Origin of the sequence: Collinsella aerofaciens, assembly GCF_015556945.1 — a bacterium.
Taxonomy (GTDB): Bacteria; Actinomycetota; Coriobacteriia; order Coriobacteriales; family Coriobacteriaceae; genus Collinsella; species Collinsella aerofaciens_AO.
Genome location: NZ_JADNNH010000013.1, coordinates 1 through 17,082, shown reverse-complemented (window position 1 = coordinate 17,082; position 17,082 = coordinate 1). Strand labels below are relative to the sequence as shown.

Sequence of the window (17,082 nt, the reverse complement as noted above, 5' to 3'; positions counted from 1 at the left end):
TGAGCGTTATGAAGTTTCTTAAAGACAAGCAGACGCGTCACGACTTTGTCACGTACGCCATGTGCATCGTGGCCTTCGCCATCGTGTTCTTTATGCAGTCTAACCACATGATTCCGCGCATGATCGCCGGTCAGCTGGTTCCCATCACGGCCTATATCGTCATGGCCATTTCCCTCAACCTCGTCGTCGGCATCGCGGGCGACTTGTCGCTGGGCCACGCGGGCTTTATGAGCGTCGGTGCCTACACGGGCATCGTCACCGCCGTCGCGCTGGAGAGCGCCGTTCCGTCCGATCCGATGCGTCTGATCATCAGCATTGTGGTCGGCGCTATCGCCGCTGCCATCTTGGGCTTCTTGATTGGTATCCCGGTCCTGCGCCTGAGCGGCGACTATCTGGCCATCGTGACCCTGGCTTTTGGCGAGATCATCAAAGAGATCGTCACCTGCCTCATTGTGGGCGTCGACTCCCGCGGCCTGCACGTGATTTTTAACATCACGGGCAACTCTACGATCGACGACCTGCACCTGCTCGAGGACGGCACCGCCATCATCAAGGGCGCCCAGGGCGCCTCGGGCGTGTCGACGTACTCGACCTTCCTCGCCGGTGCCATCCTGGTCATGGTCACACTCGTGATCGTGCTCAACCTGGTCCGCAGCCGTACCGGCCGTGCCATTATGGCCGTGCGCGATAACAAGATTGCAGCCGAGTCCGTAGGCATCTCCGTCACGGAGTACCGCATGATCGCCTTCGTGGTTTCCGCTGCCCTCGCCGGTGCTGCCGGAGCTCTCTTCGGCGGTAACTTCTCGCAGCTCTCCGCCACCAAGTTCGACTTCAACACGTCGATCCTCATTCTGGTGTTCGTGGTCCTGGGCGGCCTGGGCAACATGCGCGGTTCCGTCATCGCGGCGGCGTTGCTCACGGTGCTTCCCGAGCTGCTCCGTCAGTTCTCGGACTACCGCATGCTCATCTACGCCATCGTGTTGATCCTGGTCATGATCTTTACCAACAACCCGCAGCTCAAGGCGTTCTTCGGTCGCGTCAAGGACCGCTTTGCTTCCAAGAAGGAGGTGGCAGCCGATGCCCAGTAAATTTGAGTTCAACAAGGGCAAGATGGTCCCGTATCCTTCTGGCGCCATCGTTCCCGACCGTGACCTGGGCGAGCGCCCGGCACTCGAGTGCATCCACCTGGGCATTGAGTTCGGTGGCCTTAAGGCAGTCGACGACTTTAGCCTGACTATCGGCAAGACCGAGATTGCCGGTCTCATCGGCCCCAACGGTGCCGGCAAGACCACGGTCTTCAACCTGCTCACCAAGGTGTACCAGCCTACGCACGGCACCATCCTGCTCGACGGTGAGGACACTTCGGGCAAGTCGGTCTACCAGGTCAACCGCATGGGTATTGCCCGTACGTTCCAGAACATCCGTCTGTTCAACACCATGACGGTGGAGGACAACGTTAAGGTCGGCCTGCACAACCAGGAGCGCTACTCCGGCTTTGAGGGCGTGCTGCGCCTGCCGACGTATTGGAAGCACGAGAAGGCCGCCCACGAGCGCGCCATGGAGCTGCTGTCCATTTTTGACATGGAGCACCTGGCAAACGAGCAGGCCGGCTCGCTTCCTTACGGCGCTCAGCGCCGTCTGGAAATCGTCCGCGCGCTTGCCACTAACCCCAAGCTGCTGCTGCTCGACGAGCCTGCCGCCGGCATGAACCCGTCCGAGACCGCAGAGCTCATGGCGAACATCGTCAAGATTCGCGACACCTTCGGCATCGCCATCATGCTTATCGAGCATGATATGTCGCTCGTTATGAACATTTGCGAGGGCATCTGCGTGCTTAACTTTGGCAAGGTTATCGCCAAGGGTACGGCGGAGGAAATCCAGAACAACGACGCCGTTATCGAGGCGTATCTGGGTAAGCAGGATAAGGGGGAGAACTAAATGGCAGAGCCGATGCTTTCCGTCTACAACATCAACGTCTGGTACGGCGCCATCCACGCCATCAAGGACATCTCCTTTAACGTTAACGAGGGCGAGATCGTGGCCTTGATTGGTGCCAACGGTGCCGGCAAGTCCACAACGCTCAAGACCGTCTCGGGCCTGCTGCGCTCCAAGACCGGCTCCATCAAGTTTATGGGCGAGGACATTACCCATACGCCCGCTGATAAGCTGGTTGGTAAGGGCCTGGCTCAGGTTCCCGAGGGTCGTCGCGCCTTTTTGCAGATGACGGTCGAGGAGAACCTGGAGATGGGCGCCTATACACAGCTCAAGTCCACAATTGCTCCGGGCCTGGAGCGCGTCTACGAGCAGTTCCCGCGCCTGAAGGAACGTCGTCGCCAGGTCGCCGGCACCCTTTCAGGTGGCGAGCAGCAGATGCTCGTTATGGGGCGCGCCCTTATGAGTAACCCCAAACTGCTTATGCTCGACGAACCTTCCATGGGTCTGGCACCGATTCTGATCGAACAGATCTTCCAGATTGTCGAGGACCTGCACAAGGCCGGCACCACGGTGCTTCTGGTCGAGCAAAACGCGCAGATGGCGCTTTCCATCGCCACACGCGGTTACGTGCTCGAGACCGGCAAGATCACCATGACCGGCACCGGCCAAGAGCTCCTGCATGACGACAACGTCCGCAAAGCCTACCTCGGAGGCTAACCCACCTAACAAAAGGGGCGCTGACTATCTCAGTCAGCGCCCCTTTTTAAGTTGCGGTGAAATAGGGACTGAATACGGGCTCCAGAGGCCAAAAGAGTCCCTATTCCACCGCAACTTCATGGGGGTGTGTGACAATGCCCGTCGGAAAACATCTGCTGTCTTTGGGGGTCTATCTATGCTGTACGAGTTTTGTGCCGAGAACTTTGAGCGGGTGCCGGCGGCTATCGATGCCGGTGCAAGGCGTATCGAGCTGTGCGACAACCTTGCCGTTGGTGGCACCACGCCTTCGGCCGGCGTTATCAGCGCTACGACCAACTATGCACACGAGCACGATGCGCGGGTGATGTGCATGATTCGCCCGCGTGGCGGCGACTTTCACTACAACCAGGACGAGTTGCGTATGATGGAGATGGACCTGGGCCTTGCCGTGAGCGCCGGCGTTGACGGCTTAGTCTTTGGCTGCTGCAAGCCCCGCGCTGGCGGATGGGCACTCGACGAGCTTACGTTGGGCGCTCTCGTGATGGCCGCGGGCTGCGCGACCGAGGAATGCAAGCGTGAGCCCATCGACATCACCTTCCACATGGCGTTTGATCAGCTCTCGCCCGAGGCTCAGCTCGACGCGATTGACATACTCGCCGACTGCGGCATCACACGCATCTTGACGCATGGTGGTGCTGCCGGTACGCCGATCGAGGACAACTTCGAAAACCTGGCCCGCTTAATCGAGTATGCGGGCGACCGCTTGACCATCCTTCCCGGCGGCGGCATTTCCACGGTCAACCGCGATACCGTGGCGGCGGCACTGGGCGTCTCCGAGCTCCATGGCACCAAGATTGTGCCGCTGGAGGTGTAGCCCGTGGCACTTGTATTCGATGTCCAGCAGGCGAGCGGTAAGCCCGACGATAATCGTCGCCCTGGCACCGCGTGCCCCTTTTGCGACACGGAGGGGCTTGCCAACATCATCCAGCGCGATGGTGACTGCATCTGGCTCGAGAATAAGTTCAAGACATTGCGGGCCACACGTCAGACCGTATTGATCGAGTCTGCCAATCACGACGCCGACCTGGTGACCTATGAACCGGATGAGCTGCATCATGTGATGCGGTTTGCCCTGGGCTGTTGGCAGCAGATGATCGATTCCCAACAGTACTGCAGTGTGCTCATGTACAAGAACAAAGGCCCGCTTTCGGGCGGCAGCCTCGTCCATCCACACATGCAGATTGTGGGCTTGGAACAGGAGGACGGCTATGCGGCGCTGGCCTCAGCCAACTTTGAAGGCATCAGCGTCTGGCAACAGGGGAGAATCTCGGTCGACATCTCAACCGAACCGATCATGGGGTTCTTTGAGATCAACGTTTCAGCCCCGCAGGGAATCGCTGCCAGCGATGACACGAGAGACCAAGCCGAGGCGGATCTCTTCGCCGATGCGATCCAGGTAGCTCTGCGCTATATCCTGAACGAGCACCACGGTGGTCGCGCAGAGTCGTACAACCTGTTCTTCTATCACCTGGGCGGTCGGACCGTTGCCAAGGCGCTGCCACGTTGGGTGGTTTCGCCCTACTTTGTCGGCTATCGTTTGGCCCAGGTCAATGCTGAGACAACGCTCGATATCGATGCTGAGCGCCTGCGTGCGCATCTGGAAACGCTCGTATAGCAAGACTAACACCCGCGTAATGCGGACAGTCTAGCGTGCCATGGCGTCGCGGCCGGCTTCGGCGCGCTTGCGCTGGGCGGCGCGCTCCTCGCCGGTCAGACGCTCAAAGAGATGCCCGATAAGCGAGGCGAGTACCTGCTGAAACAGCGTTCCGCACATGACGGGAAACACGACTTCGCCCGGAAAGTACTGCGTGGCGATGACGGCGCCCGAAGAGATGTTACGCATGCCGCAGGTAAAGCACATGGTGGTCGTCTCGCTATATGGCAGATGCAGCGTATGGGCGACCAGAAAACCGACGACAAAGCCACTGATGGCGAAGACCAAAATAAAGAGGGCGACTTCCAAGCGCACCGCGTTCATGTGCAGCACGTACTCGCTCATGGCGGTGGAGTTGGAGGCGATAACGCCCATCATCATGAATTTGCAGGCGGGCGAGAGCACGGGGGAGAGTTTTTCGTGCCCCCATCCGCGCGTGAGCTCGTTGATCACGATGCCGAGCACGGCGGGGATGGCGATCATAAAGGCCATGTCTTGCATCATGCTCGGCACATCGATCGAGACGGTGGCGCCCAGCAGGAGCTTGAGCGTGAGCGGAATCGTCACAGGGGAGATAACCGAGGACGTCAGGATGATGGTGAGCGCGAGCGGGCCGTTGCCGCCGAACATGCTAATCCACATAAAGGCAGTGACCGCCACGGGTACGCTGTACTCGAGCACGATGCCGCAGACAAGGTTGGGATTGGAGCCAAAGAATAACGATCCCATGGCATAGGCCGCGATGGGAATAAGCGCCGCCGAGACGAGCAGTGCCAAAATCAGGTGCAGGGGACGGCGGAACACCTCGGCTACCTGGTGGAAGGTGTTGCTGAGCGCACCCTGAAACGTCATAAAGGCGAAGAGGGCGGGAACAATGGGCTTGAGCACGCCAATCTGCTGGGGAAAGAGCACGCCGAGCGCCACGCAAATCGGAACGATGACCTGCATATGCCCCGCGAGGAACTTTCCCAGTCCAGTCCATTGCTTCATATGTCCCGTGACTCCCTTTATCCGCGAACTCGTTTGTATGGATATGCTAGACGCTCGTATGCGTCCGTGCGGCTGAAACGCTCGATTATTTCGAGGCTATTACCGGCATCGTTTACCGAAACCGCGGCGTGCTGCGGCGATTTGCGTCCGCGCCGCACGGTATAATAAATCCGTTCAACAGATCTGCCTGCCGAAGCGGGCATACACAGAGGACTCATCGCTATGAACCGTGAGAGGTATCGCGGCGACCTGCCCCTATCGGGGGTGGGCGCCTATGTCATCGCTTAAGACGACGCATCGCTGGGCGGTCGCTCAGCAAAACCCCGAGCTCGAAAAGGAGCTTTCGGCTGGTCTGGGCATTCCCGGGCTGGTGGCGCGCATTATGGTCGCGCACGGCATTGGCTCCATCAAAGAGGGCCAATTGTTTTTGACGCCTTCGCTCGATCGCGACTGGGCCGATCCACTCATTATCCCGGGCATGTCGGTCGTTGCCGACCGCGTCGAGCGTGCTATTCGCAACCACGAGCACATTGCAGTCTTTGGCGATTTTGACGTTGACGGTATTACGTCGACCTGCCTGTTGACCGAGGCGCTGCGCACGTTTGGCGCCGATGTCACGCCGTTTATTCCGCATCGCTTTGATGAGGGCTACGGTCTTTCGCGCGCGGCACTCGACCGCGTTAACGAGCTCGCTCGCCCCCAGCTGATCGTGACCGTCGATAACGGCATTGCCGCCAAGGAAGAGGTTTCCTATTTGGAGGACCTGGGGATCGATTTGGTGGTCACGGACCATCACGAGCCCTCCGACCAGGTGCCGCAGGGTGTGCCCCTGACCGACCCCAAGCTCGAGGACGAGGGCCCCTCGCGCGAGCTTGCCGGTGCTGGTGTGGCGCTCAAGCTGGTGCAAGTCCTGGGTGAGCGCCTGGGCAAGCCGTCGTATTGGCGTTCGCTAATCGAGGTCGCGGCGCTTGGCACCGTGTCCGACATGATGCCGCTCACGCCCGAGAACCGCGCGCTGGTTGCCGAGGGCATCCAGCAGATGCGCGTAACCGCTCGCCCCGGCTATATCGCGCTTGCCGCGCTTGCCAAGGCGGACCTTTCGAGCATTACGGCGGATGGCCTGTCATTCTCGCTCATTCCCCGCTTAAACGCTGCCGGCCGCATGGCCGATCCCAAGCTGGCGCTCGACCTGCTGCTTGCCCGCAATCCCATCGAAGCAAGCGCGCTGGCGGCTGAGCTCGAGGAAATCAACCGCCAGCGCCGTGAGATCGAGGCGGAGCTCACGCGCGATGCCATGGCAAAGGTCGAGGAGACCTATGACGGCGGGCGCGCGATCGTTGTGGGCGGCGAAGGCTGGCACGAGGGCGTCAAGGGCATCGTGGCAAGCCGTCTGACCAACCGCTATCACGTGCCGGCGCTGCTGTTCTCGATCGAGGACGGTATCGCGCGCGGCTCTGGTCGCTCGGTGGGCAAAGTTAACCTGTTTGACGCCGTCGAGCGCTGTTCCGACCTGCTGATTCGTCGCGGCGGACATGCCGGTGCGGTGGGTGTGACCATCGAGGCATCCAAGCTCGATGAATTCCGTCGTCGCCTTTCCGCCGTGCTATCGGAGATTCCCGCTGAGGACTTTGAAGACATCGACGAGGTTGCCGCCACGGTCGACCTTTCCGAGCTGAATATCGAGACTATAGAGCAGATTTCCCGCCTTGAGCCGTTTGGCCAGGGTAATAAGGTGCCGCTGCTGGCTGCCGAGGGCGTGACGATGTGCGATCGCGCCGTGGTGGGTAAGACCGGCGAGCACATGCGCTTTGTGGCGACCGATGGCGCCGCGAGCGTGCCGGCCATTATGTTCCGCGTGCCGCAAATCGATAAGCTCATCAACTGCGATAGCGCTGTCGACTTGGTGTTTGAGGCCGTTGCCGAGCATTGGCAGGGGCGTGTGAAGCCCAAGCTCATGATCAAGGATGTTCTGGTCCGCGATACCACGCTGCCCGGCGTCGACGATCCGGCATGCGAGCTTCGTCGTGGCGTGCAGCCGGCGGATTCTGGCCTGCGCCTGGAGTCGCGCAAGCGCGAGACGCTCGCCCAGCTTTCCTATACCGAGCTCACGCGCTCGCTTATCCATAGCTTTATCGGCTCGAACCAGCCGCACCGCGCGCAGGTCGAGGCGCTCGATGCCCTGGCCGATCACCAAAGTGTTCTGGCCGTTATGGGAACGGGGCGCGGCAAGTCGCTCATCTTCCATGTACATGCCGCGCGTGAGGCGGTGCTTCGCGGACGTGCGAGCATCTTTGTCTATCCGCTGCGTGCGCTTGTTGCCGACCAGGCCTATCACCTCTCGTCGACGATGGCATCGCTTGGCATTGGCGTTGGCGTGCTGACCGGCGAGACCGTGGAGGCGGCGCGCGATGACGTGTTTGCCGGCTTGGCTTCGGGCCGTACCGGCATCGTGCTCACGACGCCCGAGTTCCTGTCCATTCACCGCGACCGCTTTGCGCGTTCGGGGCGCATCGGTTTTGTCGTTATCGATGAGGCGCACCACGCTGGCCTTGCCAAGGGCGGCGACCGCAGCGCCTATCTCGACATGCCCGATATCCTCAAAGCCCTGGGCGACCCGGTCGTTCTGGCCACGACTGCCACCGCGACGGCTCCGGTCGTGGCCGAGCTTGCCCGCATGCTTCCGATCACTCACACGGTGGTCGACGAGACGGTGCGCGAGAACCTGCAGCTCGAGGACGACCGTGATCTTGCAAGTCGCGAGAACCGTTTGGTGTCGATCGTGGCGACGGGGGAGAAGACCGTCATTTACGTCAATTCGCGCGACCAGTCCGTGGCGCTCGCCAAGACACTACGCAAACGCGTTCCCGACTGTGCGACCCGTATCGCGTTCTATAACGCTGGCCTTACGCGCACCGACCGCCATCGCGTAGAGGAGGCGTTTCGAGACGGCAGCCTCAGCTGCATCGTCTCGACATCCGCCTTTGGCGAGGGCGTCAACCTGCCCGATATTCGCCATGTCGTGCTCTATCACATGCCGTTTGGCGGCATTGAGTTTAACCAGATGAGCGGCCGCGCCGGTCGCGATGGCCAGCCCGCCGTGATCCATCTACTCTATTCGTCGCGCGACGCCCGTATTAACGAGCGCCTACTCGACTGCTATGCGCCCGAGCGCGACGAGCTTGTCACGCTCTATCGCGCGCTGCAGACCATGTGGCGCTCCAACCGCGGCAAGACCGGGGACGATTCCTTTAGTGCGAGCGATATCGACATCGCGCAGATGTGCCTTGCCATCGATGCTCGCACGCCGGTCGACGAGCGCTCGGTGGAAAGCGGCCTGGGAATCTTCGAAGAGCTTGGTTTTTGTCGCGTTTCGGGGTTTGACGACACCCGTCGCATCGCGATGGCCGAAAACCCCGGCCGCGTGCAATTGAGCAGGTCAATTCGCTATTTGGAGGGCTTGCGCTCGCGCATGGAGTTCTCGGCTTTCCGGAGTTGGGCGCTCGATTCGTGCGCTTCTGATATGCTAGCCAAAGTTAACCGCCCGATCGTACCGCGGGCTTAGGGGAAGGGGACCTCGATGGATGCCGCAGCCCGTACCGCCCATGATTCCACCCTCCAGCCGTTTTCGGAGATGGAGCACTATAAGCATGCCGATGAGCTGCCGCCCGAGATTATGGCGGACAGCTACGACAAGCTGGAGCGCTTGTGCCTCAAATATATGAATGAGGACGACTTCTCCAAGGTGGAGCAAGCCTACTGCTTTGCCGCCGAGAAACACTGTAACCAAAAGCGCCGCTCGGGTGAGATGTACATCAACCATCCTGTCGAGGTGGCTATCATTCTGGCCGATCTCAAGATGGATTGTGACGTGGTGTGCGCCGCGCTGTTGCACGATACCGTCGAGGACACCGAGACCTCGCTCGCCGATGTTTCCGGCCTGTTTGGCGAAACCGTTGCCGAACTCGTCGATGGCGTGACCAAGCTCACCAACATCGAAGTCGACAGCATGGACGAGAAGCAGGCGCTCACGCTGCGCAAGATGTTTCTCGCCATGTCCAAGGACATTCGCGTCATCATCGTTAAACTTGCCGACCGTCTGCACAACATGCGTACGCTGGCAGCTCTGCGCGAGGATCGTCGCCTGTTTAAGGCTCGCGAGACCATGGACGTGTACGCGCCCTTGGCTGACCGCCTGGGCATGAGCTCTATTAAGTGGGAGCTCGAGGATCTGTCTTTCTTCTACCTGGAGCCCGATGCCTACCAGCGCATCGCGCGCATGGTGGCTGAGTCGCGCGAGGTCCGCGAGCGCTACCTTGCCGAGACCATCAAGACGCTTACCGATGAGCTCAACCGCATTGGTCTGGAGGACTTCCAGATCAACGGCCGCTCCAAGCACTATTGGTCCATCTACCAAAAGATGAAGCGCAAGGGCAAGGAGTTCTCCGAGATCTACGACCTGGTGGCGCTGCGCGTTATTACCCATTCGGTGCGCGATTGTTACTCCACGCTCGGTGCGGTGCATACGCTGTGGCACCCCATGCCTGGTCGCTTTAAAGACTATATCGCCATGCCCAAGGTCAATAACTACCAGTCGCTCCACACGACGGTCATCGGCCCTACGGCTCGTCCGCTCGAGATTCAGATTCGAACCTACGAGATGCATGAGCAGGCCGAGTACGGCATTGCCGCTCACTGGCTATATAAGAAGTCGGGCGGATCGTCTGCTTCCAAGACCAATGACGCTCAACGTTTGGACGACCAGATCAACTGGCTCAAGCATTCGCTCGATTGGGCGGCTTCCGACGAGATCACCGATGCCAAGGAATACCTGCACTCGCTGAAGGTCGATCTGTTCGATCAGGAGATCTTTGTCTTCACGCCCAAAGGCGAGGTCATGGCGCTTCGTGCCGGTTCAACGCCGCTCGACTTTGCCTATGCCGTTCACACCGAGGTGGGAAACCACTGCGTCGGCGCCAAAATCAACGGTGCGGTGGCTCCGCTCACGCACGAGATCAAGACGGGCGACCGCGTTGAAATCCTGACTAACAAGAGTTCCAAGCCGTCGCGCGATTGGCTCAAGATCGTTAAGACACCTTCCGCCAAGTCAAAGATCCGCCGCTATTTTGCCGCTGCGACCAAGGACGACGACGCTGCCGCCGGTCGCGATATGCTGGCCAAGGATCTGCGTAAGCGTGGCTATGGCATTTCTACGCCGCGTTCGACGCGTGCGCTCAATGCCGTGGCGGAGCAGTTTAACTTCAAGCAGCTCGAGGACCTGTTTGCCGCCGTCGGCGCCGGTAAGGTTGCCTCGCGCGCTGTGGGCAATAAGGTCGAGCAAATCTTGGACCCCAAGCCCGAGGAACAGCTCACCAAGGCCGAGGCTATCGCCGAGGTCGTGAAGCAGCCCGCTCGCGGCTCCAACCGCAAGCCTCAAAAGCGCGGCAAGAGCGCCAGTAACGGCATTATCGTCAAGGGCGAGAGCAACAGTGGCCTGCTGGTCCGTCTGGCTCATTGCTGCAACCCCGTGACGGGTGACGACATCGTCGGCTTCATCACGCGCGGTCGTGGCGTTTCGGTGCATCGCGCCAACTGCCCCAACGTCAAGGGTCTTATGGAACATCCCGAGCGCATGATCGATGTGGAGTGGGACGGCGCTGCTGACACCCTCTTCCAGGTCGAGATCGTGGTCGAGTGCTTGGACCGCATGGGCCTGCTCAAGGATGTCACCATTGCCATTGGCGATGCGGGCGGCAATATCCTTTCTGCCGCCACGTCGACCAACCGCGAGGGTATTGCAACCCTGCGCTTTATGGTCGAGATCTCGGACGCGAGTGGTCTGGATCCGCTGCTGGCTTCCATCAGCAGTGTCGATTCGGTCTACGACGCGCGCCGTCTTATGCCCGGCGAAGGCGGAGCTCAGCTCAAGCGCCGTGTGTAGGTGCGAGAGCCTCTCAGCATCATAGATATTGGTTACGTTTGAGGCATCGTTTGGTGCCTCAAACGTATTTTAGAAGGAGGGCATGCGCATGGACGGTATGACTTTGGACCTGACACCCCGAGGCGCGGCTTCGATTGAGGTGCTCGTCAACGGCCCGATTCAGACCAACAGTTACGCCGTGATTTCGAATGACGAGTGCTTAATCGTCGATCCGGCGTGGGAGGGCGAGCGTCTTGTGGAGCATATCCGCACCGCGCATCCCGAGGTTCGCGTACTCGGCTCTGTCTGCACGCACGGTCATGCCGACCATGTTGGCGGGGTCGCCGGGGTTCGATCTGTCGTTGGTGACGGCGCACTATATGAGTTGTGCGCTAAGGACGTGACGGTACCTCGCGCGAATATCGAGGAGCAGCGCGCCATGTGGGGTATTGAGACGCCCGATCCGGGCGAGCCGACGCGGCTGCTTGCCGAGGGCGATACGATTGAATTGGGCGATATCTGCCTGCAGGTGATCGAGACGCCGGGGCATACGCCGGGCGGCATCGTCCTGTTCGCCGCGACCGAGCAGGGGAACATCGCCTTTGTGGGCGACACGCTTTTCCCGGGCAGCCACGGTCGTACCGATCTTTCCGGCGGTGACGAGGCGGCGATTATGCGCTCGCTCTCCAAACTTGCCAAGACGCTTCCGCCCGATACCGTTTGCTTGACGGGCCATGGCGATTCGACCACGATGGCGCGCGAACTTATGCAGAATCCGTTTATGCAGATGTAGGCTCGAAGCCGTCTTTCGAACCACGAAGACCGCTCAATCGTCAAGCTATTTTCCCCAGTGGGTCGATTCTGTGGGGCAAACGGTCAAAATTTGTCCAATCGGATGGTATTCGTGAACAAACGAACGTTTATGCTCGGGTATGTCGTGGTAAAATCTCAGGCGTTATCGGAGCAACCTTACAGGAGGTTTCTTTTATGCTCGTCAACGCAGCAGACATGCTCAAGAAGGCCGAGGCCGGCAAGTACGCTCTCGGTGCCTTCAACACCAACAACCTCGAGTGGACCCTGGCTATTCTCCAGGCCGCCGAGGAGGCCAAGTCTCCGCTGATCCTTCAGTGCACCGCTGGTGCCGCTAAGTGGATGGGCGGTTTCAAGGTCTGCGCCGACATGGTCAAGGCTGCCGTCGAGGCCACGGGCGTTACCGTTCCCGTCGCCCTTCACCTCGATCACGGTTCTTACGAGGACTGCTTCAAGTGCATCGAGGCCGGCTTCACGTCCATCATGTATGACGGCTCTCACGAGGAGACCTTCCAGCTTAACCTCGACCGCACCAAGGAGCTCGTTGAGCTTGCCCACTCCAAGGGTATGTCCATCGAGGCCGAGGTCGGCGGCATCGGCGGCACCGAGGACGGCGTGACCTCCAGCGGCGAGCTCGCTGATCCTGCTGAGTGCAAGCAGATTGCTGACCTGGGCGTCGACTTCCTCGCCTGCGGTATCGGCAACATCCACGGCGTGTACCCTGCCGACTGGGCTGGCCTTTCCTTCGAGCGCCTGGGCGAGATCAAGGCTCAGACCGGCGACCTGCCCCTCGTCCTGCACGGTGGCACCGGCATCCCCGAGGATCAGATCAAGAAGGCCATCTCCCTGGGTATCTCCAAGATCAACGTCAACACCGATCTGCAGCTCGTCTTTGCCAAGGGCGTTCGCGAGTACATCGAGGCTGGCAAGGATCAGCAGGGCAAGGGCTTTGACCCCCGCAAGCTCCTCAAGCCTGGTCGCGACAACATCGTTGCCCGCACCAAGGAGCTCATGGAGGAGTTTGGCTCCGTCAACAAGGCGTAAGCGTCGCTAAACTTCCCGTCGGAAGCCCCGTCTCCCTACACTGTTTCCTTTGCGCTCACCTGGCTTCGCCAGAAGTCGCGCCAAGGAAACAGTTCCGGGAGACGGGGCTTCCTTCGTTTAACGCCGCAGGGTTACGAGTCTGAATTAAGGTGGCTACTGGCTTCGCCAGAAGTCGCGCGACGGAATCAGCTCCGGGGAAACGGGGCCTCCTTTGTTAACTCGCTACAGGGTTACTGGGCTGAATTCATTTTTAGAGGTACCGTTTATCGGTGTTGAGGGTTCCTTTATTGGGGCTTTCTATTTTTCCTCGCTACAATGGGCTTCAAGAGTTCTAATGACTTGGAGTTTGGTATGGCTGTTATTAATGTGCTGCCTTCGGATGGGAAGGTTATTGACGAGGGTCCTGTTGGTTGCTCTGTTGATGTTTGCTGTGATGATTTCCGTCATCTCGATATTGGACTGCCGCCCGAGATTCTTCGTCTCAAGGATGCCGGATATTTGACGCAGGCTGTTGCGGCTTGTGATCGTCTTTTGGGGCAGAATCCCGATCCCTCGCTTGCTGCCTGCGTTCGTGCCGAGCGGTATCGCATGCTTGAGACGCCGCTTCATTTTTCGGTGTCGCGCGATCGAGCTATTGCGATGATTCGCGAGGAGTGGCCTGAGTTTACCGAGGGGCAGTTTAACGATCTGATTGACCGTAAGCGTATTGACTGGCGCTTTATCGATGGTGAGCTGTTCGTTCTCGATAACTTCCTCGATTCGCTTCGCGTATATCCCAAAGAGGTCCCCGGCATGCGTCCCGATTCTACGGACGGAATTGCGCTGCGCAACCAGATGCTCGAGGAGATGGAGTCGCAAAACGGATTGGCTCGCGTCATTACGCTTAAAGCGTCCGTGTCTGTCCCCGGCGCTCTGGAGGGGGAGACCGTTTGCGCTTGGCTTCCCGTCGCGGCTGCCTGCCGTCAGCAGTCTCGGGTCGAGATTCTCGACATGACGCCGGAGGGTGCTGTTGCTCCCGCGAACGCTTCGGCGCGTACCGCCTCGTGGTCTTCTTCGAGTGAGCGCTCATTCTCGGTGACTTATCGTTATCACATCGATGCTGCTTATTGTGATGTCTACGGTGGCACACTTCCGGTTCATCCGCGTATGGACGCGCCTCTGCCCGAGGATATTTCCGAGGACCGTCCGCACATTGCATTCACGCCGTATCTGCAGCAGCTGACGGCCGGTGTTGTTGACGGACTCGAGGATCCGCTCGATCGCGCCCGTGCTATCTATGATTATTTGACGCAGCATATCGACTATCGTTATCAGCCGCCGTACTTGCTTTTGGGATCTATTGCCGATGACTGCGCGCATTCACTCCGCGGCGATTGCGGCGTTATGGCGCTCGCGTTTATCACCATGTGCCGTATCGCGGGCGTGCCTGCCCGTTGGCAGAGCGGCCTGTACGTTGCGCCCGATTCGGTGGGGTCGCACGACTGGGCAGAGTTCTATACGCCGCAGACCGGTTGGCTCAACGCCGACGTGTCATTTGGATCTTCTGCTCGCAGGATGGGGGAGGAGTGGCGCCGCCGTCACTACTTTGGCAATCTCGACCCGTGGCGTATGGTGGCCAACAATCGATTCCAGGCTGAATTTGTGCCTGCTTTCGATGGTATGCGCGAGGATCCCTATGACAACCAGATGGGCGAGGCCTCGGTTGACGGACGTGGATGTCGTAAGCGGGAGATGTTACGCAAGGTTGAGCTTATCGAAATGCTCGAAGTTCCATTTTCGGACTAATCGGTAGAAAGCTGTGATAAACTAACTCACGCATTGCGTGCCCGAGTGGCGGAATTGGCAGACGCAGTGGACTCAAAATCCACCGTTGGCAACAACGTGCGAGTTCGAGTCTCGCCTCGGGCACCATACATGCAAGTGAGCGGTCAAGGGGGTTGCGGCCCCCTTTTTCGTGCCGAACTCGCGTGAGCGCGCGAAGCGTTAAGCAAAAAGGCCTGTGGCCTGTTTGTAGCGGAGCGTGGCGAGGGCGCAACGCGCCCGAAGCCCGGGGCTTCGCGAAGCGAAGGCCCTTCGAGTCTCGCCTCGGGCACCATACATGCAAGCGAGCGTTCAAGGGGGTCAAGGCCTCTTTTTCGTGTACGTAATGTGATAACGCGCTGTACGTGTTATTATTCGCAAGGCGTTGTTCCCGCAATGCCCTAAAGAGGAACCCGAGGGTTCCCACCTTTTGGCGCCAATGAGCAGCTGACTGGTCATACAACTTAGATTCCCTTCCTCAAATCGAGGAAGTCTATGTGTACGACCTGGTTGTTGAGAAGCGCCGGGTTATTTTTTTTATGAATGGAGGTAGGGAAAATAGCTAAGTCTGATGACACCCGCATCAACGACGAGATCACTGCATCTTCGTGCCGTTTGATTGGCGTCGATGGCTCTCAGCTCGGCCTGTTCGCCATCCGCGATGCCCAGCGCGTCGCCGACGATCAGGGTCTCGACCTGGTCGAGATCGCTCCCAACGCGGAGCCGCCGGTCTGCAAGGTCATGGACTACGGTAAGTTCAAGTACCAGCAGGCCATGAAGGCCAAGGCTGCTCGTAAGAACCAGTCCAAGGTCGAGGTCAAGGAAATGAAGTTCCGACCCAAGATCGACGTTGGCGACTACGAGACCAAGAAGGGCCACGTTCTGCGTTTCCTCAAGAAGGGCGCACGCGTTAAGATCACCATCATGTTCCGCGGCCGTGAGATGGCTCACCCGGAGCAGGGCCTTAACGTTCTCGAGCGCCTCGCCGAGGATCTCAAGCCTTACGCTACGGTCGAGTCCAAGCCTAAGATGGAAGGCCGTAACATGCTTATGCTGCTCGCCCCGATTAAGGGCGCCTTCGATGAGGATAAAGCGGCAAGCGATACCAAGTAACTAGTGTTCTGTAACCGATTAAGGAGTATTTCATGCCTAAGATGAAGTCCCACAGCGGCACCAAGAAGCGTTTCCGCAAGACTGGTACCGGCAAGCTTATGCGCGCCAAGGCTTTCAAGAGCCACATCCTGAGCAAGAAGTCCACCAAGCGTAAGCGTGGCTTCCGTCAGGAGACCGAGATCGCCGCTGCCGACCGCAAGGTCATCAAGTCGCGTCTCGCCTAAGTTCGCGTTCCCGTTTTTCGTTTTACCGTCTAGGAGTTGATAGAACATGGCACGTATTAAGCGCGCTGTTGCCGCCAAGAAGAAGCGCCGTACCGTTATGCACCGTGCGAAGGGTTACTACGGTGCCGCTTCGCGTACTTACAAGCATGCTAAAGAGCAGGTCCAGCACTCCCTGCAGTATCAGTATCGTGATCGCCGCAACAAGAAGCGCGAGATCCGTTCTCTCTGGATCACCCGTATCAACGCTGCTGCTCGCCTGAACGACATCTCTTACTCTCAGTTCATGCACGGTCTGAAGGTTGCCGGCATCGAGCTCGACCGCAAGGTCCTGGCTCAGATGGCTTACGAGGACATCGAGTCCTTCAACGAGCTGGCTACCATCGCCAAGAAGGCTCTCGAGGCCTAATAGATTCTCTTGAATCGCTGGGGGAGTGTCGCGTTGTGCGCGGCGCTCCCTCTTTTTATCTGAAGCGCGGTTTACATTGCTAAAAGCGCGGGTAGATAAACACTTACAGGTGACCGATCTCTATGTATTCCTGAACCAAAGGGTCATCATCTGATACGTGCGGAAGATCCGCACCAGTCTTTCTATTACCTATAGAAAGCAATATATTGTGTAGGAAATGTGTACGCCCAGATTCCCGCCCCCGGGGGCCCTCCGGTCTGGCAATATATCTCCTTGCCGCGCGGCCCGGTCGGACCGGATCAGCCGCGGGGCGTGCACCTTGAGAACCGGATACTGCGAGGATGGACACTCACTTCAGTGTCGCATCCGGGCAGACATCGAACCATTTGAAATGGTCTAACTTGGATTTGTTTTTCGCAAGGCCGCCGAGAGG

General features: G+C 59.1%; 14 protein-coding genes and 1 tRNA gene. 14 read left to right on the top strand and 1 reads right to left on the bottom strand.

The window, feature by feature from the left end:
• Window positions 1-8: 8 nt before the first annotated feature.
• The 5 genes from I2F59_RS05135 to I2F59_RS05115 all read left to right on the top strand — a co-directional run bounded on the left by I2F59_RS05135 (window position 9) and on the right by I2F59_RS05115 (window position 4,306).
• Window positions 9-1,088: a branched-chain amino acid ABC transporter permease gene (locus I2F59_RS05135; RefSeq protein ID WP_195240665.1), complete on the top strand. Its 1,080-nt coding sequence runs from the start codon at window positions 9-11 to the stop codon at window positions 1,086-1,088.
• Window positions 1,078-1,938, top strand: a complete 861-nt coding sequence (locus I2F59_RS05130; RefSeq protein ID WP_118206116.1) for an ABC transporter ATP-binding protein — start codon at window positions 1,078-1,080, stop codon at window positions 1,936-1,938. The genes I2F59_RS05135 and I2F59_RS05130 overlap by 11 nt, the downstream gene beginning before the upstream one ends.
• Window positions 1,939-2,652 carry an ABC transporter ATP-binding protein gene (locus I2F59_RS05125; protein WP_215694175.1) on the top strand — a complete coding sequence of 238 codons (714 nt, stop codon included), beginning with the start codon at window positions 1,939-1,941 and terminating at the stop codon, window positions 2,650-2,652.
• 175 nt (window positions 2,653-2,827) lie between these two features.
• Window positions 2,828-3,505 (top strand): copper homeostasis protein CutC, encoded by a 678-nt coding sequence (locus I2F59_RS05120; protein ID WP_195240671.1) that lies wholly within the window; start codon window positions 2,828-2,830, stop codon window positions 3,503-3,505.
• 3 nt (window positions 3,506-3,508) lie between these two features.
• A complete protein-coding gene (locus I2F59_RS05115) occupies window positions 3,509-4,306 on the top strand; it encodes a DUF4931 domain-containing protein (RefSeq protein WP_195503466.1) in 798 nt (265 codons plus the stop codon).
• 30 nt (window positions 4,307-4,336) lie between these two features.
• Here I2F59_RS05115 and I2F59_RS05110 read toward each other — a convergent pair whose 3' ends face one another.
• Window positions 4,337-5,335 carry a bile acid:sodium symporter family protein gene (locus tag I2F59_RS05110; protein WP_195503465.1) on the bottom strand — a complete coding sequence of 333 codons (999 nt, stop codon included), beginning with the start codon at window positions 5,333-5,335 and terminating at the stop codon, window positions 4,337-4,339.
• A gap of 274 nt (window positions 5,336-5,609) precedes the next feature.
• Here I2F59_RS05110 and recJ point away from each other — a divergent pair, with 274 nt between their 5' ends.
• The 9 genes from recJ to rplT all read left to right on the top strand — a co-directional run bounded on the left by recJ (window position 5,610) and on the right by rplT (window position 16,649).
• A complete protein-coding gene (gene recJ / locus I2F59_RS05105; protein ID WP_195503464.1) occupies window positions 5,610-8,897 on the top strand; it encodes a single-stranded-DNA-specific exonuclease RecJ in 3,288 nt (1,095 codons plus the stop codon).
• Between the two features lie 15 nt (window positions 8,898-8,912).
• Window positions 8,913-11,273 (top strand): RelA/SpoT family protein, encoded by a 2,361-nt coding sequence (locus tag I2F59_RS05100; RefSeq protein WP_195503463.1) that lies wholly within the window; start codon window positions 8,913-8,915, stop codon window positions 11,271-11,273.
• A gap of 88 nt (window positions 11,274-11,361) precedes the next feature.
• On the top strand, window positions 11,362-12,045 hold the full coding sequence (locus I2F59_RS05095; protein ID WP_324249581.1) for an MBL fold metallo-hydrolase: 684 nt from the start codon (window positions 11,362-11,364) through the stop codon (window positions 12,043-12,045).
• A 194-nt stretch (window positions 12,046-12,239) separates the two neighbouring features.
• Window positions 12,240-13,106 carry a class II fructose-1,6-bisphosphate aldolase gene (fba, locus tag I2F59_RS05090; protein WP_117840144.1) on the top strand — a complete coding sequence of 289 codons (867 nt, stop codon included), beginning with the start codon at window positions 12,240-12,242 and terminating at the stop codon, window positions 13,104-13,106.
• A gap of 351 nt (window positions 13,107-13,457) precedes the next feature.
• The gene (locus I2F59_RS05085) at window positions 13,458-14,891 is read left to right on the top strand and encodes a transglutaminase-like domain-containing protein (RefSeq protein WP_195503461.1); all 1,434 of its coding nucleotides are present in this window, start codon (window positions 13,458-13,460) and stop codon (window positions 14,889-14,891) included.
• Window positions 14,892-14,930: 39 nt separating this feature from the next.
• Window positions 14,931-15,017: transfer RNA gene (locus tag I2F59_RS05080), tRNA-Leu, on the top strand.
• Between the two features lie 432 nt (window positions 15,018-15,449).
• On the top strand, window positions 15,450-16,019 hold the full coding sequence (infC, locus tag I2F59_RS05075; RefSeq protein WP_006234423.1) for a translation initiation factor IF-3: 570 nt from the start codon (window positions 15,450-15,452) through the stop codon (window positions 16,017-16,019).
• Window positions 16,020-16,051: 32 nt separating this feature from the next.
• On the top strand, window positions 16,052-16,243 hold the full coding sequence (gene rpmI, locus I2F59_RS05070; protein WP_006234422.1) for a 50S ribosomal protein L35: 192 nt from the start codon (window positions 16,052-16,054) through the stop codon (window positions 16,241-16,243).
• Between the two features lie 46 nt (window positions 16,244-16,289).
• On the top strand, window positions 16,290-16,649 hold the full coding sequence (rplT, locus tag I2F59_RS05065; protein WP_006234421.1) for a 50S ribosomal protein L20: 360 nt from the start codon (window positions 16,290-16,292) through the stop codon (window positions 16,647-16,649).
• The last annotated feature ends 433 nt before the right edge of the window (window positions 16,650-17,082 follow it).